This is a genomic window from Armatimonas rosea (assembly GCF_014202505.1).
In the GTDB taxonomy this organism is placed as follows: Bacteria; Armatimonadota; Armatimonadia; order Armatimonadales; family Armatimonadaceae; genus Armatimonas; species Armatimonas rosea.
Window position 1 is genome coordinate 1,018,432 of record NZ_JACHGW010000001.1, and the last position, 17,704, is coordinate 1,036,135.

Sequence of the window (17,704 nt, forward strand, 5' to 3'; positions counted from 1 at the left end):
CGGTTGAAGTCATCGTGACAAACGAACAACTCTTAGGGAAATCCATCCTGCTGACCGGTGCGACGGGTGGAATCGGTCAGGCAACGGCACTCCAGCTGGCGCGTGAGGGAGCGCTCTTAACGCTCTCGGGGCGCAGCGCGGAGAAACTGGAGGCACTCGCAGCGTCTCTGGAGCAGGAGACAGGTGTGCGCCCGTCGACAATTGTCGCGGACCTGAGCCGTGCGCCGCAGGTCGAGAAGCTCCTCGCGGAGGCAACTGCGGAGCGTGGTCTGGATATCCTGGTCAATGCCGCGGGGGTGGGGCTGGTCAAGCCTCTGGAGAACATCAGCCCTGAGGAGATGACCCTGACCTTGGCGGCGAACCTCTACGGCGCGATGCTCCTCTCCCAAGCGGCAGTGAAGGTCATGACCCCCAAGAAATCCGGGCACATTCTCCATGTGGTGGGGATTCTGGGAAAGGCACCGATGGCCCAGGCAAGTGTCTACTGCGCGAGCAAGTACGGGCTGACAGGGTTCTTGCAGGCGCTTCGTGCGGAGGTCTCGCGGCGGCACAACATCAAGGTCACGGGCCTCTATCTCGGGGGCGTGGACACACCGTTCTACGACAACCCGGCCATTGAGATGAAGGTCCAGCGCGATAAGATGCTCTCTGTGAGCGATGCTGCGGGCGCGATTCTCTATGCCCTCACGCAGCCGGCGCATCTCGTACTGGGTGAGCTGACGCTCCAGCCGGAGAGCCACCAGCTCTAAGCGGGCTAGGTGTTGCGCTCGACAATGTAGCGGGCGATCTCGCGCAGGGGCTCGGCGAGTGTACCAAAGGGCTCCAACGCGGCGAGCGCCTCCTGCTCGGCCCTGCGGGCAAGGCGCTTGCTCTCGTCCAGCCCGACCAGCTTGGGGTAGGTCGCCTTATCGTGCTTGAGATCGGAGCCCGCGGGCTTGCCGAGCGTGGCATCGTCGCCGGTCACGTCGAGAATGTCGTCGACGATCTGAAAGGCAACCCCGATCTTCTCGCCGTAGTGGGTGAGGGCTGCCCGTGCCTCGGGGGGGGCGGTGAGGGCACCGGAGACCACACTCGCACAGAGGAGCGCTCCGGTCTTGCGAGAGTGGATGTGCTGCAGGTGCTCCAGGCCGATATCCTGGCCCTCCGCGGCGAGGTCCTCAGCCTGCCCGGCGCACATCTGGTAGCAAGCGCGAGCCAGCAGCACGGCGTGTGTCGGAGCGATCTCAAAGGCAAGGGCTTGGAGGGCATCTCCCGCAAGAATTGCGAGCGCCTCGCCGTACTGGACATGGCACGTCGGCAGGCCCCGTCGCAGGTCGTCGTCGTCCATCGCAGGCAGGTCGTCGTGGATGAGTGAGAAGGTGTGGATCATCTCCAAGGCGCACGCCGCCGGGAGAACGGCTGCGATCTCACTTCCGACTGCCTCCGCGGCGGCGATACAGAGCAGGGGCCGGAGACGCTTACCGCCCGCCAGGAGCGAGTAGCGCATCGCCTCGCGGAGCGGTGAGCCATCTGCAGGACAGAGCTGGTCGAGCGCGGCGTTCACACGGGGCGTGTGGACCGCAACCCAGGCTTCAAAGCTCATTTTCCGACACTGCGCTCCGCGGCGGCGACGGTCTGCTCCAAGAGAGTGGCGATGGTCATCGGGCCGACACCGCCCGGGACGGGCGTGATGGCACTGGCGACAGCAGCACAGCTCTCAAAGTGGCAGTCGCCGACATCGTGGCCGCGGCCCTCGACCCGGTTGTAGCCCGCGTCTAAGACCACAGCACCGGGCTTGAGCATCTCGCCGGTGATCAGCTCGGGGCGGCCCACGGCGGCGACCAGGATATCGGCTTGGCGGGTGAGCTCTGCCAGGTTCTGGGTCTTGCTGTGGCAGATCGTGACGGTGGCATTGGCGTTGAGGAGTGCGATCGCCATGGGCTTGCCCAGGATCACCGAGCGCCCGATCACGACCGCGTGCTTGCCCGCCGGGTCGATACCGTAGCGCTTGAGCAGGGTCATCATGCCCTGGGGGGTACAGGAGACAAAGCTCGGGTGGCCCAGAACAAGATCGCCCAGGCTCGCCCGCCCGATCCCATCGACATCCTTGGCCGGGTCAACGGTCGCGAGGATCTCGTCTTCGTCTAGGCCCTTGGGCATGGGGTGCTGTACTAAGATCCCATGAACATTGGGGTCGGCATTGAGCTGATGGATACAGGCCAGGACCTCTTCTTGGGTCGCATCGGCACCAAAGACATGCTCAAACGATGTGATCCCGGCCTTGGCGCAGGCCTTTCGCTTCATCGAGACATAGGTGACGGAGGCGGGGTTATCGCCCGCAAGGACAGCGGCGAGGCCGGGGGTGATACCGTGGGCTTCTTTGAGTTTGGTGGCGCGGGCGGCCACTTCAGCACGAATCGCCTTTGCGGTGGCGGCACCGTCTAAAATCAGGGGCTCAGACATGGACTTCTTCGACTTCTTTTGATTCTTCTAGGGAGGGCTCTTCGAGTAGGGAGGGCTCTTCAGGGGCGTTTTTTTCTTCGGTCGCACGGATCAGCCCACCGATCACCCCGTTGATAAACTTGGCAGCCTCGCTGGTCGAGTATTTCTTTGCCAGCTCGACCGCCTCATTGGCGACCACGCCTGCGGGTGCACCGGAGAGGCCAAAGAGAATCTCGGTGGCGGCGATCCGTAGGATATTACGGTCGACAATGGTCTGTTGGTTGAGGGGGTAGTGGGTGGAGTGCTGTGCGATGGCAAGGTCGGTCGCATCCTGGTGGGCAAGGGTGCCATCGACCAGGAGGCAGCTGAACTCTGCCGCCTCTTCCTCCAACTTGTTTGCCGCCACGGTCTCTTGCTGGGCAATATCACGCGGCGTCTTGCCTACCTCCATCATGTAGAGGATACGCAAGGCCGTCTCACGCGCGGCACGCCGAGAAGAGGGGGAGGGGGTTTTCGCCATAACGCGGCTATTGTATCGCATCCCTCCCCACGACTCTGATTCCCCTACGTAGGGGGGGCTAGGGGGTAGGTACCACGAGGCGCTGTCCGGGCTCTAGCTGGCCGCTAAGATTCCCGTTCAGCGTGGAGATCACCGCGATATTGTCCATGGTCGAGGTGCCCGGCTGGCTGTAGCGGCGGGCGATACTCCAGAGCGAGTCCCCCGGAGCGACCGTCACGACCTGGGTCTGAGCGGGCTCAGGCACTGCCGCGACCCGGTTGTGTGTGCGCTCGCCCACGGGAGCCGCCGAGCGCGCAACCGTCGCCGCTAAAGCAACCCCGGCGACCGTCAAGCCCACCCAGAGCAAGCGCCGCTTGAGCTGCTTGTTGCGTCGCTGCTGGGCAGCAAACACGCGCTGCCGGGCGTACAGACGAATTTTCTTCTCCTCGTCTGTCCAGAAGTTCCCCCCGTTTCCACTCTCCCACACCATAGTTACACTCACCTTCTGGCTCAACACTCCGCCGGGACAACGCAAGGCGGAAAACCAAATCTAGCAAATTTTCGTTCGCTGGAGTAGTTTATCCGTTCTCTTTTTGTTTGTCAACCAAGTGTTTGCCTAGAGCGCTCTGTGCTGATCTCTTGCCTACTCTGACACGTGGGATTGGTAAGGGGTTCCTCCGTTGTGATAGAACAGACACTAGTGAGACTGCTAGGCGTAGACCTGGGAACCAAGCGGATTGGAATCGCGGTCACCGATGAGCTGGGCTTTGGTGCCTACCCACGGACAACCCTGGCGCGGGCACGCTCCCGCGCCGAGGATATCGCGGCGATCCTGGCTTGGGCCGAACGCGAGGCCGCTGAGGCGATCGTGATAGGGCTGCCGCTGAGCTTCCAAGGCACCAAGAACGACTGGACCCTCCACTGCGAGAGGTTCGCCGCCGCTCTTGGGGAATCCACCGCCCTGCCGATAATCCTCCAAGACGAGTTTTTATCGTCGCAAGAAGCCCAGGCCGACCTGATCGCCGCGGGAGTCTCGCGCAAGCGCCGCGACGCTGTCATCGACCAGGCCGCCGCCGTCCGAATCCTAGAAAGCTACCTAAAGAGCCAGTGAAGAGACCTCTCTGGGCCGTTGTTGCCCCCGCTACAGCATTGTTTGCCGCACTTGTCACGCAGGGCTGTGGTGCCGATGGTAGGCCCGTCGCCGAGCCCGGAGCCGCGCCTCTGGAGCTGACCATCCCCGCCGGCAGTAGTGTGAGCCGGGTGGGGCAGCTCCTGGAGCAAAAGCACGTGATCCGCTCCGCAGCGTACTTTAAAAAAATTGCCACGGGAACGATCCTGCCCGGTGTCTATGCCTTCTCGCCCGCGGATACCCCGGAGGCGATCTACCTCAAGCTCCACAAGGGCGAGGTGGCCGCTGTCAAGGTGACGATCCCCGAGGGCTTTACAGTTAAGAAGATCGCCGCCCGGCTGAAAGAGCGCGGCTTCCTCACCGATGAAACCAAGTTTCTGGCGCTCGCCGATGGCCTGGAAGGGCAGCTCTTCCCCGATACCTACGCCTTCCCGAAGAACACGACCGCCAAGGAGATTGTCGCGCAGATGCACGCGCAGTTTGAGAAGCAGACCAAGGCCCTCAAGCTCACCCCCGAGGCGCTGATCGTGGCATCGCTGATCGAGCGGGAGGCCGAGACCGACGACGACCGGCCCAAGATTGCGGGGGTGATCTACAACCGGCTGGAAAAAAATATGCGGCTCCAGATCGATGCGACCGTCCAGTACATCCTCCCCGAGCACAAGGCGCGCCTGCTCTTTGCCGACCTGAAGACCCCCTCGCCCTACAACACCTACCTCCACGCTGGTCTGCCCCCCGGCCCGATCTGTAGCCCCGGACTGCCGTCGATCCGTGCCGCGCTCAACCCCGAAAAGAGTGACTATCTGTTCTACGTTCAAGGCGAGGGCAAGGGTCATGTCTTTGCTCGGACCTTTGAGGAGCACCGCGCCAATATCGCCCGGATTCGGAAGGGGGGGCACTCGTGAGCCTGCTCAAGACCGACCGGATGCTGCGCCGGGTGAGCGACCTGGAGCTCGCCTGGCTCCAGGAGCGGGGCATCCGCGGGATTGTCTCCGACCTCGACAACACGCTCGCGGCCTGGCACGGCGATGAGATTCCCAGCGAGATCTTGGCGTGGCTGGACGCCGTGAAAGCGGCGCGGATCGGGGTGTGTCTGTGCTCCAACACACGCCGGCCCGCACGCCTCGCCCGAATCGCCCAGACCCTCGGGATCCACCATGTCCCCGGCAACGCCGGCAAGCCCGGCCGCGCAGGGGTTCTCAAGGCGCTGGAGCTGCTCGCTGTCCTCCCCAACGAGGCGGTGATGATCGGCGATCAGCTCTTTACCGACATGGTCGCCGGAAACCGGGTCGGGCTGACCACCGTGCTGGTCAACCCGCTCGCCGACAAAGAGTTTATCGGCACCAAGCTCATCAGCCGCAACGCCGAAAAACTCATCCTGCGTGGGGAGCGCGCCCGCCCCCGATGAGCCTTAGCTGTCGGCTTGCCACCACTGCGCAGGAGCTCGCGCTTTGCAGGGAGCTGCGGCGCGTGGTCTTTATCGAGGAGCAGGGGGTGCCCGAGGAGATTGAGCAGGACCGCGACGATGCGATGGCGCTGCATTTTTTGGGGCTTGAGGGCGCGCAGCCTGTTGCGGTCGCGCGGGTGGTGGACAAGGGGCACGGGGTTGCCAAGATCGGGCGGGTGGCTGTCCTTATGGCGCGCCGTGGCGAGGGGCTGGGCGCGGCGCTGATGGCGTTTGTCCTCACGAGCCTGGCCGAGCGGGGCTTTACGGAGGCGCTCCTGCACGCGCAAGAGCCCGTGGTCGGGTTCTACGAGAAGCTTGAGTTTGCCACCGAGGGTGAGCGCTTCTTCGAGGCCGAGATTCCCCACTTTGCGATGCGCAAGCGCCTTCAGTCCGCCGGGTAGATATTCTCGACACGGCCGTCGGGGTGCCCGAGCAGCAGGCGCTTGGCGAGGCCGATAAAGATGCCCGTCTCGACGACACCCGTGATGACCTTGAGGCGCTTGTCCAGGATCGCGGGGCGCTTGATAAGGCCAAAGGGCAGGTCCAGAATGTAGAGGCCATCGTCGGTGATATACGGCTCCCCATCGGCGAGGAGGCGCAGGCGCGGTGTGACCTCGAACTCGTCCTTGAGCTGTGCGGCGACCGTTGGGACGGCAAAAGGCACTACGGCGAGGGGGAGGGGAAACGCCCCGAGGTGCTCCACCCGCTTGCTGGAGTCGGCGATTACCACAAACTCTGCGGCCGCTGCTGCGACCAGCTTCTCCCGCAGGAGCGCACCGCCGCCGCCCTTGATGAGGTCCAGCCGTGGATTGGCCTCGTCGGCACCGTCGATCGTCAGGTCCGGGCGTGTCTGCGGGGTGAGCGGCACGAGGGGGATTCCCCAGCGGCTCGCGTGTGCAACTGTCGCTTCCGAGGTTGGGATGGCACGAATCTTCAGCCCCTCGGTCTGGACGCGCCGTCCCAGCGCCTCGATAAAGTACACCACGGTCGAGCCGGTTCCAATCCCGACCACCATGCCGTCGCGCACGAGCCCCGCGGCGACCCCGCCGGCGGCTTGCTTCCCGATGTTTGTGTTGCTCATAGGTCAAAAATAAAACCCCCTCCCGCACTGCGAGAGGGGGCGTCTCTGAGGGTGTGCTTAGCCCTTGAGGGACTCGCGGAGGCTCTCCAGCTCGCCGGCGGAGCCCAGGAGCTCGTTGCGGCTGGCGATAAACTTGGCGTACTCGGCCATGAAGATCTTGCCCGGGGTGCGGAAGTCGAAGTTACCGGGCTGCTCCTTGAAGAACTCGCGGTGGACACGGGTCCAGACCAGGCGGCCGTCGGTGTCGATATTGACCTTGCAGACACCCAGCTTGGCGGCGGGGAGGTACTGCGCGGTATCGACTCCCTTGGCGCCCTTGAGCTCACCGCCGGCGGCATTGATGCGCTCGACTTCGTCCTGGGGAACGCTGGACGAGCCGTGCATGACCAGCGGGAAGCCGGGCAGCAGGTCCTGGATCGCCTTGACGCGATCGAAGTGGATGCCCTGGCCGCCGGAGAACTTGTAGGCACCGTGGCTGGTGCCGATCGCACAGGCCAGCGAGTCGCAGCCGGACTGCTTGACAAACTCCAGGGCCTCGTCGGGATCGGTCAGGCAGGCGTTCTTCTCATCGACCTGGACATGCTCCTCGACTCCGCCGAGCATTCCGAGCTCGGCCTCGACCGAGATGCCCTTGGCATGAGCGGCATCGACAACACGCTTGGTGATGGCGACATTCTCCTCAAACGGGGAGTGGCTGGCATCGATCATCACGGAGCTGTAGAAGCCCGACTCGATACACTCGTAGCAGGTCTGCTCATCGCCATGATCCAGGTGAACCGCGAAGATCGCCTCGGGGAAGATCTCCTCGGCGGTGCGGATCATCGCCTCGAGCATCTGCTTGTTGGCGTAGCTACGAGCGCCCTTGGAGAGCTGGATGATGAACGGGGCTTGGCTATCGATGCAGCCCTTGAAGAGGCCCATGATCTGCTCAAGGTTGTTGATGTTGTAGGCGCCGACAGCGTACTTACCGTACGCGTGCGCGAAGAGTTGTTTGGTTGCGACAATCATTTCGGCCTCAGTGTACCCTCCAAAAGAGAGGAATGTCAAAAGCGATCGTCAAGACCAGCATTAGTAGCGTCCTCCGATTTCGATGGCATAGACTGTGTTGCGGGCACGTCGCTCCGTGGGCGGGGAAGGGAGGCGCGTGGCGCTGACCTGGAAGAGAAAGCGATCGAGCCGGACACCGATGGTGTAGCGTACGCCCCAGGAATAGAGGCCGCTGATAATGGGGTCTGGGGCGGTGTCTTCGTAGGGAATAAAGTGTGTCACGAAGTAGCGCCCTAGGCCCGCGCTTGTGTAGAGGCTCCCCAGGCGTCGCTCAAGCTGGAGTCCACCGCCTTGGAAGCTCACCGCGCGCTGTGGCTCGCGCATGAGCTCGGTCTGGGTGAGGATGAGAGAGCCGGGGGTCTTGACACCGCTGTCGAGATAGAAGCCGAGGCTCGTTCGCTCTGTCGGCTTGGCCTTGGTTCCGAGCAGGTCGTAGGTAGCGCCGATTCGCATTCCATTGAAGCCTCCCCAGTTTCCAAGGCCGATGGTGAAGTTCCCCCGGTCTTTGAAGTGACGGTCGTCATCGTCTGCGACGGCGGGGCTTAGACACAGCCCAAGAGTGAGCAAGGAGTAAGTGAGTCTGTGCATGGATCGTTCCTTTTGATACATGACTCTTATTTCGTGAAAAAGTTGCCACTTTAGATGCGAAACGTATTCTCTGGATTCCTGGGAACTGCCCGAGAGGGCTTGTGTTTGTAAAAACATCCCCGTCTTCTCTTGACAAACTGACTGACCAGACGGTATTTTAAAAACTGACCGGACGGTCAGAAAGTACTATGCGAAAGCCAGAAAAACTCGAAGAGCTTCTTCACGCCGCTCATAATGTTGTTGTGCGCGATGGAGTGACACGGCTCACCTTGGACCTCGTGGCCCGTGAGGCCGGAGTGAGTAAGGGCGCGGTGCTCTACTACTTCCCCACGAAGAACGCCCTGATCGGGCAGATGCTCCACACCTGGATGGACTGCCACCAGCGCGACTGGCACGCCGCGATCGAGAAGCAGCCCGAGGGGCCGGGACGCAAGACCCGTGCGCTCCTGAGCCTGATCGCCACACCCGATGCCATGGACGAGCGCGGCGGGGCGGGAATGCTCGCTGCGATCGCCAACGACCCGGAGCTCCTCTCGATCCTACGGGAGAAGATTGGCGACTGGCAGGGCCAGCTCGCCGACGATGACATCGACCCTACTGTTGCTCAGCTGGTGCGCTTTGTGATGGATGGGGTGAAGTTCTCCGAGATCATGGGAATCAACCCGCCCAACAACGAAACCCGCCAGCTCCTTGTCTCTTACCTGGATCAGCTGATCCTAAAATCTGAAATGCCATGAACCACACGCTACGACTCTCTCTGGGACTGCTCCTGCTGGCCACTCCGGCCCTGGCGCAGACCTCCCCCCCCATTAAAAATCTTGAGGATGCCCTTCGTCTCGCACAGGAGAAGAGCCCCAGCCTGCGCCAGTCCAAGGAGCGCGCCCTCAAGACCCAGCAGACCATCAACCAGATTCTCTCCGCGCGCAAGCCCCAGGCCAGCCTCCGTGCCACCTACACCCGCCTACTCAACGGCGGCTCGGGCTTTGGCGGGGGCGGGGCGAGCGGGGGGGCAGGCGTGACCAATCCTTTCCCGGTGCTGCTGCAAAACACCCCGCCTGGAACCCAGCCTGTCCAGCTTCCCGCCGCCACCAGCCGCGCCGAGAGCACGACAAGCACCACCACCACGACAACTACCACGGGCGGCTTCGGCAGCGGCACGGACCTCAACCAGGAGTCGGTGAGCCTGAGCATTACGCAGAACCTCGATCTGGCTGGGGTGATCAAGCTCGCCAACCAGCTGGGCGACCTAGAGCTGGAGGTGCAGGCGCTCGACTACCAGCGCCTGCTGATGGACCTGAAGTACAGTGTCCGCAGTGGCTACTACAGCCTCCTGCGTGCTGAGTCGCTGGTGAAGGTCTCCGCCGCCGCCGTGGCGCAGAGCGAGGAGGCCCTCCGGGTCGCCCGTTCGCAGTTCAACGCGGGGACGGTCGCGCAGTTCGATGTCCTCCGTGCCCAGACCCAGCTTGCCAACAACCAGCAGAGCCTGATCTCGGCCCGCAACCAGGTGATGCTCTCGCGCAATGCCTTTGCCAACAGCCTCGGTGTCGACCCCAGCACGCCGGTCGAGCTGGTCGCGCCCACGGAGATGAAGGAGAAGGACCCGCTCCCCGAACTCGACGAGGCCAAGCTGATCGCCGCGGCGTGGGTAGCCCGCCCCGAGGCGCGACAGGCGGAGGTCTCCCTCACCAAGGCGGAGAAGAACATCAAGCTCTACGGCAAGGGCCTCTCGCCGTCGCTGGGGGCCTCCCTCTCGACCAACTACAACCCCAACCCCGCCTTTATCGGCGACAAGACCACCGGCTCGCTCTCCCTGGGATTGACCCTGCCTCTCAGCGATGGTGGGTCGTCTAAGGCGCAGGCCGAGGGGGCCCGCTCCGACCAACGCGCCGCGGAGATCCAGCGCGAGCAGTACCACAATGGGATCAAGGCCGAGGTCCAGCAGGCCATTATCGCCGTGCGCGATGCCCATGAGCGCGCCCAGACCGCCTGGAGCGCGGTCGAGCAGGCCCGCGAGGCCTACCGAATCGCGCAGGTTCGTTTCCGGGAGGGGGTCGATACCCAGCTCTCGGTCAACGATGCCCAGACCTCCCTCACCCAGTCTGAGACCAATATCGTCAATGCCCGCTACGACTATCTCACCGCCCTGGCGCGTCTCAACCGTGCCCTTGGGAAAGAGTGAAAAGAGTGATCATGAAAAACTATCCCCTGTTTGCCGCCACCCTGAGCCTCGTGCTTCTGGCCGGGTGCGCGCCCAAGACCGATGAGAAGCCCAAAACCGAGCTCCCCACCGCCGGCACGAAGTCAGGCGTAGGTACCCCCGTGCGTGTTGCCACCGCGACCGAGAAGGAGGTGGTGCGTGCGGTGAGTGTCACGGGCTCGATCGCGGCCACGGACTCGGTCGATCTGGCGGCCAAGGTGAGTGCGCGGGTGAGCTTTATCGCCGCTCGGGAGGGCGAGGCAGTCCGCAAGGGCCAGCTCGTTGTCCAGCAAGACGCGTCGGACTACGAGACCCAGGTGCGCTCGTCGGAGGCGACCATCAAGAGCGCCGAGGCCGCCATTAAGAACGCTCAGGCCGGAATCGAGAGCGCCAAGGCATCCTACCAGAACGCGATTGTCAAGCTCGACCAGTCCCGCACCAACCTCAAGCTCACCGATACTCAGAGCGATGCCGGTGTCAAAGACGCCGAGCAGCAGCTTGCCTCGGCGAAGGCACAGCTCGAGATCGCCAAGAAGCCCCAGCGCACCCAGGAGGTCGCCGTGGCGGAGAACAGTGTCGCACAGGCGCAGGCCAACTTCGAGCGCGCCACCAGCGACCGCAAGCGCTACGAGAACCTGGTCCGCGAGGGAGCCGCCGCGCAGATCACGCTCGATCAGTATGTCAATCAGGAGCGGGTCGCCAAGGCCGCGCTCGACTCGGCAAAGTCCCAGCTGGAGCTGGCCCAGATCGGCGGGCGCGACGAGTCCGTGCGCCAGGCCCAGACCGCGGTCGCTCGTGCGGAGTTTGGCCTACGGCTGGCGAAGTCCAACACGCAGAACCTGGATGTGCGCAAAGACGATATCAAGGCGGCGCAGGGGGGAGTGAGCCAGGCCAAGGCCGCGCTCGGACAGGCACAGGCGGGCCTCAGCTCCGCGCAGGCACAGCTGGCACAGGCAAAGGCGGGGCTGGCATCGGCCCAGCAGCAGGTCGCCAACACCCGAATCTACGCCCCCATCGACGGCATTGTCGCAAAGCGCGCCGCGGAGATCGGGCAGCTTGCCGGACCCAGTAGCTCGCTGCTGACCATTGTCGCGCTGGACACGGTCTTCTTCGAGGCGCAGGTCCCCGAGACCGAGATCGCTCAGGTGAAGCTGGGGATGCCGGTCGAGGTAAAAGTCGATGCGCTGACAGGCAAGACCTTCGCCGGGCAGGTGGCCAAGCTCTACCCGGTGGGAAGCACGGCCAGCCGCAACTTTGTGGTCCGTGTTGCCGTCCCGAACCCCGCCCGCTCGCTCCGCCCGGGGATGTTCGCCCGTGGCAGTGTGGTGCTGGAGAAGCGCCGCGGGGTGATTGTCGCCAAGGACGCGCTGGTGAAGAGCGACGAGGGCGCGTTTGCGGTCTTTGTTGCCAAGGGGGGTGTCGCGGAGCAGCGCAAGGTGACGCTGGGGGTGACCACGGCTGAGACCGCCGAGATTCGGAGCGGGGTCAGCGCGGGCGACTCCATCATTGTTGTAGGCCAGACCGCCCTCCGTGAGGGGGCTGCGATCCGTGTGGTCACGGATATCGCGGAGAAATAGGTAGCCTACCCCCTAACCCCCGCCTGGCGGGGGGAATACAAGGAATCCGATTCCAATTTGTCCCCCCGTTCCACGGGGGTTAGGGGGCAGGCTGCGGAGAAATAACTATGTGGCTGACAAATCTTGCCATTAAGCGACCGGTGGCGATCATGATGCTCATCGGGGCGCTGATCGTGATGGGCTTGCAGGGCTTCTTCAAGATGCCCGCCGAGCAGGACCCCCGTGTCGAGTTCCCCTTTGTGACGGTCACGACCGCCTATCCGGGCGCGGGGCCGGGAGAGATCGAGACACTGGTCACCAAGCCGATTGAAGATGCCGTCGGGGCGGTCAATGGCGTCAAGAACGTCACCAGCACCAGCCAGCAGGGTATCTCGGTGGTGGCGATTGAGTTCCTGCTCTCCACCAACGCCGATGTGGCCGCTGCCGATGTGCGTGGAAAGGTCGATGCCGTCCGAGCGCGCCTGCCGCGTGAGGTCGAGGCACCGACTATCCAGAAGGCCAACACCAGCTCGACTCCCATTCTCTACATGGCGATGCGCTCCAAGATCGGGCGCAACAATAAAGAGGTCCGTGACCTCGCCGACCGCGTGGTAAAAGACCAGCTCGGCCAGGTCTCGGGGGTGTCGTCGGTGATTGTCACGGGGGGCGACAAGCGTGAGGTCCAGGTCCGCTTGGATAAGAACCGCCTCGATGCCTACGGCCTGACGGTCACCGATGTGGCGAGCGCGATCAAGTCCCAGAACCTGAACGTGCCGTCGGGGCGCATCACCGAGGGGAACCGTGACTACGCCGTGCGGGTGATCGGGGAGTTTGCCAGCGCCGATGAGCTACGCAACCTGCGGCTGAGCTTTGCCGGGCGCAATGGCTCCGCGGACCGGACGATCCTCATGAGCGACCTGGGTGCGGTCGAGGACACGGTCGCCGAGCGCACCGAGAGCGCCCTGCTCTCCCAGCGCCAAGGCCCCGGCGCCCTCCCCGACTCCACCGACACGGTCTCGATCGCGGTGCAGAAGACCAGCGAGGGCAACACGGTCGATATTGTCAAGGGAGTCCGCAAGCAGATGGTCTCCCTGGCCAAGCTCCTCCCCGACGATATCGAGTTCACCACGACCCAGGACAAGGCGGTAAAGACCGACGAGAACCTGAAGGATGTGGAGATGACCCTGGTGATCGGGGCATTTCTGGCGGTGACCATTGTCTTCTTCTTCCTGCACAACTTCCGCGGGACCCTCATTGTCGCCCTCTCGATTCCGACCTCGATTATCGCCACCTTCCTGGTGATGTACTCGATTGGGTTCACGCTCAACTCCATGACCCTGCTGGGGCTCTCGCTCGCGGTGGGAATCCTCGTGGACGACTCCATCGTGGTGATTGAGAACATCTACCGCCACCTCGCGCTGGGGGAGACACCTGAGGAAGCCGCGCGCAACGGCCGCAGCGAGATCGGGATGGCCGCCGTGACCATCACCCTGGTCGATGTGGTGGTCTTTGTGCCCGTGGCGTTTATGGGCGGAATTGTCGGGCAGTTCTTCCGTAGCTTCGGCTTGACCGTGGCGATTGCGACTCTCTTCTCGCTCCTGATGAGCTTCACCCTCGCCCCGATGCTGGCATCGCGCTGGTACAAGAAGGGCGAGTACGCCGAGCCGCACGGGGGCTTCTTTGGTGCGATCAACCGCTTCTACACCCGCCTGGAGAACTCCTACGAGCGGGCGCTGGGCTGGGCGCTGGTGCACCGTGGCTCGGTGATCTTTATCGGAAACATGGCCCTGGTGCTGGTTGTCCTCTGGATGGCCGCCGCCGGGAGCGGCGCGGGTGCGATCAAGATGGCGATGCCCCTGGCGATTCTGCAGCTCGTGGTCGGGGCGATCCTGGTGGGCGTGAGCAAGCTCAAGAAGCGCTTCACGATCGAGCCGCTGATCACCACGGCGATCGGGGCGATTGCGACCGTGATTGTCACGGTTCTTGCCGGCCAGGTCGGAAAGCCGCTGGGCTTCCGGTTCGCGCCGGGCCAGGACCAGGGACAGGTCGCACTGACGGTCGAGCTGCCCGCCGGGGCGAGCCTGGATGCGACCAACCTGGTACTCAAGCAGATCGAGGCCAAGATCCACGATATCCCGGAGATTCAGTACATCGAGAGCTCGGCGGGCTCGACCGCAACCGGCGGCTTTGGCTCGACCAGCAACAACGGAACCAACTTCGGCCAGGTGCGTATCACGCTCAACGACCCGATGGGAACCCTGGACCGCCTGGAGCCTTGGAAAGACCACTCGGACCTGCGCACCCGCAGCGATGTGGAGATCGCCACGATTGTGCGTGAGCGGGTGAAGGACATCCCTGGCGCGGACATCAAGACCGCCGAGGTCTCGGGCTTCAATGGGAGCGCCGCTCCCGTGCAGATCGAGATTGTCGGGCCCAACATGGACGAGAACATCGTCAATGCTCGCAAGGTGCGTGCGGTGCTGGAGAAGACTCCGGGCATCCTGACCCCCGATATTAGCTATAAGGCGACCAAGCCCGAGGTACAGGTGGTGCTGGACCGCGAGCGTGCGGCGCAGTTTGGCCTGACGGTCCAGCAGGTCGCACAGGCGCTGCGGGATGCGGTCGAGGGAAATATCGATGCCAAGTTCCGCGACAACGGTGAGCAGTACGATATCCGTGTCCAGTACAACCGGATCGACCGCGGGTCGGTGGCGGACGTGGGGAGCGTGATTATCGCGACCAAGAACGGCCAGCCGATTCGGGTGAGCGATGTGGCCAAGACCCTGGAGGGCCGCGGTCCCACCAAGATCGACCGCAAGAACCGCCAGCGCCAGCTTGTGGTGAGCGCGTATCTCGCGCCGGGGCTGGTGATCGGCAACATGCAGCAGAAGATCGACCCGCAGCTCAAGACCATCGACTTTGGCAAGGCCAAGTACCAGTGGGGCGGCGAGGCCAATACGATGGCGGAGGAAGGGGTCTACATGGTGACCGCGCTGGGCCTGGCGATCACGCTGGTCTACATGCTCATGGCGGCGCTCTTCAATAACTTCCTCTACCCGCTGATCATCATGCTCTCGATTCCCCAGGCGCTGGTCGGGGGGCTGCTGGGGCTGATTGTCACGGGCAAGCCGCTGAGCATTATCGCCATGATCGGGGTGATCATGCTGATGGGGCTGGTGACCAAGAACGCCATTCTCCTGGTGGACTTTACCAACACGCTCCGGGAGCGGGGCTACCGCCGGGAGGACGCCATCCGCGAGGCCGGCCCGACCCGTCTGCGGCCCATCCTGATGACGACGCTGGCACAGATCCTCGGCGCGATGCCCATCGCGCTGGCACTGGGCCGTGGCTCGGAGTTCCGCCAGCCGCTCGGAATCGTCGTGGTGGGCGGTCTGTGTCTCTCGGCGCTGTTGACCCTGCTGGTGATTCCCTGTGTCTACACCGTCTTCGATGACCTCGGTGAGGGCTTCGCACGGGTGAAACGACGGCTCACGGGACGCTAGCCAGCTCCCCTTAGCCCGCTCCAGAGTTTCGTGCTCTGGGGCGGGCTTTTTCTTGTAGAATGGCCTATGGACAGGGCCACCAGCTACCTTTACTTTACCGGGCAGTTTTATCGTCGCAGCACAACGAAGAAGGCGACTCTAGATGCGCGGGGGCCGTACCGGCTCTGGCGGGTTCGCCCCGATGGAACGGGCCTCAAGGCGCTGACCGATAGCAAGCAAGATGCGCTGATGACACGGCTGGGCGCGGATCGAACGGGCGTCTATCTGGAGCGTGGGCAGCGCTTTGGGAGTGAGAATGTGCTTCACCACTTGTCCCTGCGCGACGGCACGCTGAAGCGTTGTGCGGAGCTGGAGGAATTCTCCGCGGGTCACTTCTCCCCCAATGGGCGCTTTGTGGCAAACACCAGTCAGGTCTATGATCGCCAGACCGGAAAAACGAAAGAATTCCCTGAGGACACGATTGACCGTGCCTGGTCGCCGGATAGCAAGCGACTCTATCTGCTGGACTATGCGAGCCGTGCGACCATCCTAGAGCTTGCCACGGGCAAAGAGTCGCCTGCGCCGGTTCTGTATAACTGCAGCTGGCTCCCTGATGGCACTTTGGTCGGGGATAGCCAGCAGGAGTTTCAGGGGCAGTTCCCTTTTTTATATCTACGTCCCGGTGCGGCAAACCCAGAAAAACGGATGCTTAAGCCACTTGGGGAGCCGGATTGGAGGGTGGGACTGACGTACCGTCGTTGGTGGCATCCCCTTCCTGGCAAACCAGACTGGCTTCTCGCGGAGACCGTGGGAGGCAGGTCAGACGGTGAGCACTACACTTGCGTTCTGGCGGATCTGAAGCAGCGCACTTGGAAACCTCTCTCGTTAGGGCGGCTGGTGGGAATCAGCCCCGATGGCAAGCACATCGCCACCGCTGAGGAGGAGTGGATCGGGGCGTACAAGCGTGGTGGGCAGCGCTGTGGGGCGCTGGAGATCATCACGCTCGCCACCGGAAGACGCCGCGCCATCACCACCAACCTTGTCTCGATCACCGGAGGGTTTTGGCGATGAGTGCCCCCGTTTGTATCGCCCCCGTGGGAGGGGGGCCGCCCAGAGGGCACCCGCGGGCGTTCCGCCGCAAAGGCCTCCGGCCATAATTCGGGATGGCCGAAGGCCTTCGTGTCGGAGCCTGCGACGACAGCAAGACCGGGTACCCCTTGGGTGCGTTCATGGGGGCGATTAAATGTTCATGGGGGCGGGCTAAACCCACCCCTTCACGATCTCCAAAAACGCCTCCGGGGCTTCGTCGTGCGGCAGGCCACCGACGTTGTTGAGAACCACGAGCTGCGCATCGGGGCGGACCTCGAGAAATGCCTCGGACTGGGCGATGGGGGTCTCGCTGGCGGCGGCGCCCCAGAGTAGCTTTGGAGCCTCGGGGAGCGCGGCGAGGGCGTCGGCGATATTGCAGTTTAGGTAGCCGCCCAAAAAGTAGGGAAGCACCCGGTCGCCGCCTTGCTGGTGTGCCGCACGGTGGAAGTGGGTGACCAGGGCATCGTCCACGGGCTCCGGCGATGCGTAGACCCGCAGCTTGAGGTACTGGCGCAGGCCGGGGCGGCTGGTGATCAGGTTGTAGAGAGTCGCGCCCAGCACGGGGAGCTTGAGGGCCGTTGTGATCGCCTTCCCGGCGGGCTGGAGCGGGGCCGAGAGCGCCTGCAGGCCGGTCGGGCAGACCAGGATCAGCCTATCGACCAGATCGGGGCGGCGGTGCGCCAGCGCGACTGCAAACGCGGCCGAGAGCGACGAGGCGATGATATCGGTCTTCTGGCCAATCGCCTGCTCGATAAAGTCGGCGATCAGGTCTAGGTAGGTCTCAGCGGTGTAGGTGATCTTGGGCTTGTCGGACTTGCCAAAGCCTAGCAGATCGGGGGCAAAGACCTGGCGCGTCTCCGAGAGTGGCCCAAAGACATGCCGCCACTCAAACGCCGAGCAGCCCGCGCCAATGGCGTGCAGGAGCAGCAAGGGTTTGCCCTCGCCCGCCACTTCATAGGCGATATCGCCATCCGGGAGCGGCAGCCACTTTGCCTGCCCACCCGTCTGTCGGTACATCAGGGGCGGCGTCCGGTGGAAGATCGCCGCGTTGATGATCGCCACGGTTCCCACGGCCACGCCCGCCCACAGGAGCTTCTTGAGCATCCCACTGCCACTCTTTTGCGTCTCGTCGCTTGCCTCAGACATAGATCGGTTATACCGCAAATTC

The 17,704-nt window shown here is 63.5% G+C and carries 18 protein-coding genes; 10 read left to right on the top strand and 8 right to left on the bottom strand.

What is annotated here, in order from left to right; translation table 11 throughout:
• The first annotated feature begins 14 nt into the window (after nt 1-14).
• Complete coding sequence (locus HNQ39_RS04660) at nt 15-749, top strand: SDR family NAD(P)-dependent oxidoreductase (protein WP_184192783.1); 735 nt, start codon at nt 15-17, stop codon at nt 747-749.
• Between the two features lie 5 nt (nt 750-754).
• Here HNQ39_RS04660 and HNQ39_RS04665 read toward each other — a convergent pair whose 3' ends face one another.
• The 4 genes from HNQ39_RS04665 to HNQ39_RS04680 are packed head-to-tail and all read right to left on the bottom strand — an operon-like array spanning nt 755 to nt 3,410.
• Nucleotides 755-1,582, bottom strand: a complete 828-nt coding sequence (locus tag HNQ39_RS04665; RefSeq protein WP_184192784.1) for a polyprenyl synthetase family protein — start codon at nt 1,580-1,582, stop codon at nt 755-757.
• Nucleotides 1,579-2,442 carry a bifunctional methylenetetrahydrofolate dehydrogenase/methenyltetrahydrofolate cyclohydrolase FolD gene (folD, locus tag HNQ39_RS04670; RefSeq protein ID WP_184192785.1) on the bottom strand — a complete coding sequence of 288 codons (864 nt, stop codon included), beginning with the start codon at nt 2,440-2,442 and terminating at the stop codon, nt 1,579-1,581. Before folD ends, HNQ39_RS04665 begins: the two co-directional genes overlap by 4 nt.
• On the bottom strand, nt 2,435-2,941 hold the full coding sequence (gene nusB, locus HNQ39_RS04675) for a transcription antitermination factor NusB (RefSeq protein WP_184192786.1): 507 nt from the start codon (nt 2,939-2,941) through the stop codon (nt 2,435-2,437). The genes folD and nusB overlap by 8 nt, the downstream gene beginning before the upstream one ends.
• Nucleotides 2,942-2,999: 58 nt before the next feature.
• Nucleotides 3,000-3,410: a LysM peptidoglycan-binding domain-containing protein gene (locus HNQ39_RS04680; protein ID WP_184192787.1), complete on the bottom strand. Its 411-nt coding sequence runs from the start codon at nt 3,408-3,410 to the stop codon at nt 3,000-3,002.
• 210 nt (nt 3,411-3,620) lie between these two features.
• Here HNQ39_RS04680 and ruvX point away from each other — a divergent pair, with 210 nt between their 5' ends.
• Genes ruvX through HNQ39_RS04700 form a run of 4 tightly spaced genes read left to right on the top strand, consistent with a single transcriptional unit; the run spans nt 3,621 to nt 5,897 of the window.
• Nucleotides 3,621-4,031, top strand: coding sequence for a Holliday junction resolvase RuvX (ruvX, locus tag HNQ39_RS04685; RefSeq protein ID WP_184192788.1), 411 nt, complete (start codon nt 3,621-3,623; stop codon nt 4,029-4,031).
• Nucleotides 4,028-4,954, top strand: a complete 927-nt coding sequence (gene mltG / locus HNQ39_RS04690; RefSeq protein ID WP_184192789.1) for an endolytic transglycosylase MltG — start codon at nt 4,028-4,030, stop codon at nt 4,952-4,954. Before ruvX ends, mltG begins: the two co-directional genes overlap by 4 nt.
• Nucleotides 4,951-5,457, top strand: a complete 507-nt coding sequence (locus HNQ39_RS04695; protein ID WP_184192790.1) for a YqeG family HAD IIIA-type phosphatase — start codon at nt 4,951-4,953, stop codon at nt 5,455-5,457. The genes mltG and HNQ39_RS04695 overlap by 4 nt, the downstream gene beginning before the upstream one ends.
• The gene (locus HNQ39_RS04700) at nt 5,454-5,897 is read left to right on the top strand and encodes a GNAT family N-acetyltransferase (protein ID WP_184192791.1); all 444 of its coding nucleotides are present in this window, start codon (nt 5,454-5,456) and stop codon (nt 5,895-5,897) included. The genes HNQ39_RS04695 and HNQ39_RS04700 overlap by 4 nt, the downstream gene beginning before the upstream one ends.
• Here the strand turns inward: HNQ39_RS04700 and rpiA are convergent.
• Genes rpiA through HNQ39_RS04715 form a run of 3 tightly spaced genes read right to left on the bottom strand, consistent with a single transcriptional unit; the run spans nt 5,882 to nt 8,212 of the window.
• A complete protein-coding gene (rpiA, locus tag HNQ39_RS04705; RefSeq protein WP_184192792.1) occupies nt 5,882-6,577 on the bottom strand; it encodes a ribose-5-phosphate isomerase RpiA in 696 nt (231 codons plus the stop codon). The genes HNQ39_RS04700 and rpiA overlap by 16 nt on opposite strands.
• 57 nt (nt 6,578-6,634) lie before the next feature.
• The gene (locus HNQ39_RS04710) at nt 6,635-7,585 is read right to left on the bottom strand and encodes a class II fructose-bisphosphate aldolase (protein WP_184192793.1); all 951 of its coding nucleotides are present in this window, start codon (nt 7,583-7,585) and stop codon (nt 6,635-6,637) included.
• 60 nt (nt 7,586-7,645) lie between these two features.
• Complete coding sequence (locus HNQ39_RS04715; RefSeq protein ID WP_184192794.1) at nt 7,646-8,212, bottom strand: hypothetical protein; 567 nt, start codon at nt 8,210-8,212, stop codon at nt 7,646-7,648.
• Nucleotides 8,213-8,400: 188 nt separating this feature from the next.
• Between HNQ39_RS04715 and HNQ39_RS04720 the strand changes: the two genes are divergently transcribed.
• The 5 genes from HNQ39_RS04720 to HNQ39_RS04740 all read left to right on the top strand — a co-directional run bounded on the left by HNQ39_RS04720 (nt 8,401) and on the right by HNQ39_RS04740 (nt 16,518).
• Nucleotides 8,401-8,949: a TetR/AcrR family transcriptional regulator gene (locus tag HNQ39_RS04720; protein WP_184192795.1), complete on the top strand. Its 549-nt coding sequence runs from the start codon at nt 8,401-8,403 to the stop codon at nt 8,947-8,949.
• Nucleotides 8,946-10,391 carry a TolC family protein gene (locus HNQ39_RS04725; protein WP_184192796.1) on the top strand — a complete coding sequence of 482 codons (1,446 nt, stop codon included), beginning with the start codon at nt 8,946-8,948 and terminating at the stop codon, nt 10,389-10,391. Before HNQ39_RS04720 ends, HNQ39_RS04725 begins: the two co-directional genes overlap by 4 nt.
• An 11-nt stretch (nt 10,392-10,402) precedes the next feature.
• A complete protein-coding gene (locus HNQ39_RS04730) occupies nt 10,403-11,986 on the top strand; it encodes an efflux RND transporter periplasmic adaptor subunit (RefSeq protein WP_184192797.1) in 1,584 nt (527 codons plus the stop codon).
• A gap of 107 nt (nt 11,987-12,093) precedes the next feature.
• On the top strand, nt 12,094-15,468 hold the full coding sequence (locus HNQ39_RS04735) for an efflux RND transporter permease subunit (RefSeq protein ID WP_184192798.1): 3,375 nt from the start codon (nt 12,094-12,096) through the stop codon (nt 15,466-15,468).
• A 66-nt stretch (nt 15,469-15,534) separates the two neighbouring features.
• Entirely contained in the window at nt 15,535-16,518 is a 984-nt protein-coding gene (locus HNQ39_RS04740; RefSeq protein WP_184192799.1) for a TolB-like translocation protein, read from the top strand.
• A gap of 189 nt (nt 16,519-16,707) precedes the next feature.
• On the opposite strand, the gene HNQ39_RS04745 is transcribed toward HNQ39_RS04740, so the two are convergent.
• Nucleotides 16,708-17,682 carry an alpha/beta fold hydrolase gene (locus tag HNQ39_RS04745; protein WP_184192800.1) on the bottom strand — a complete coding sequence of 325 codons (975 nt, stop codon included), beginning with the start codon at nt 17,680-17,682 and terminating at the stop codon, nt 16,708-16,710.
• Between the last annotated feature and the right edge of the window lie 22 nt (nt 17,683-17,704).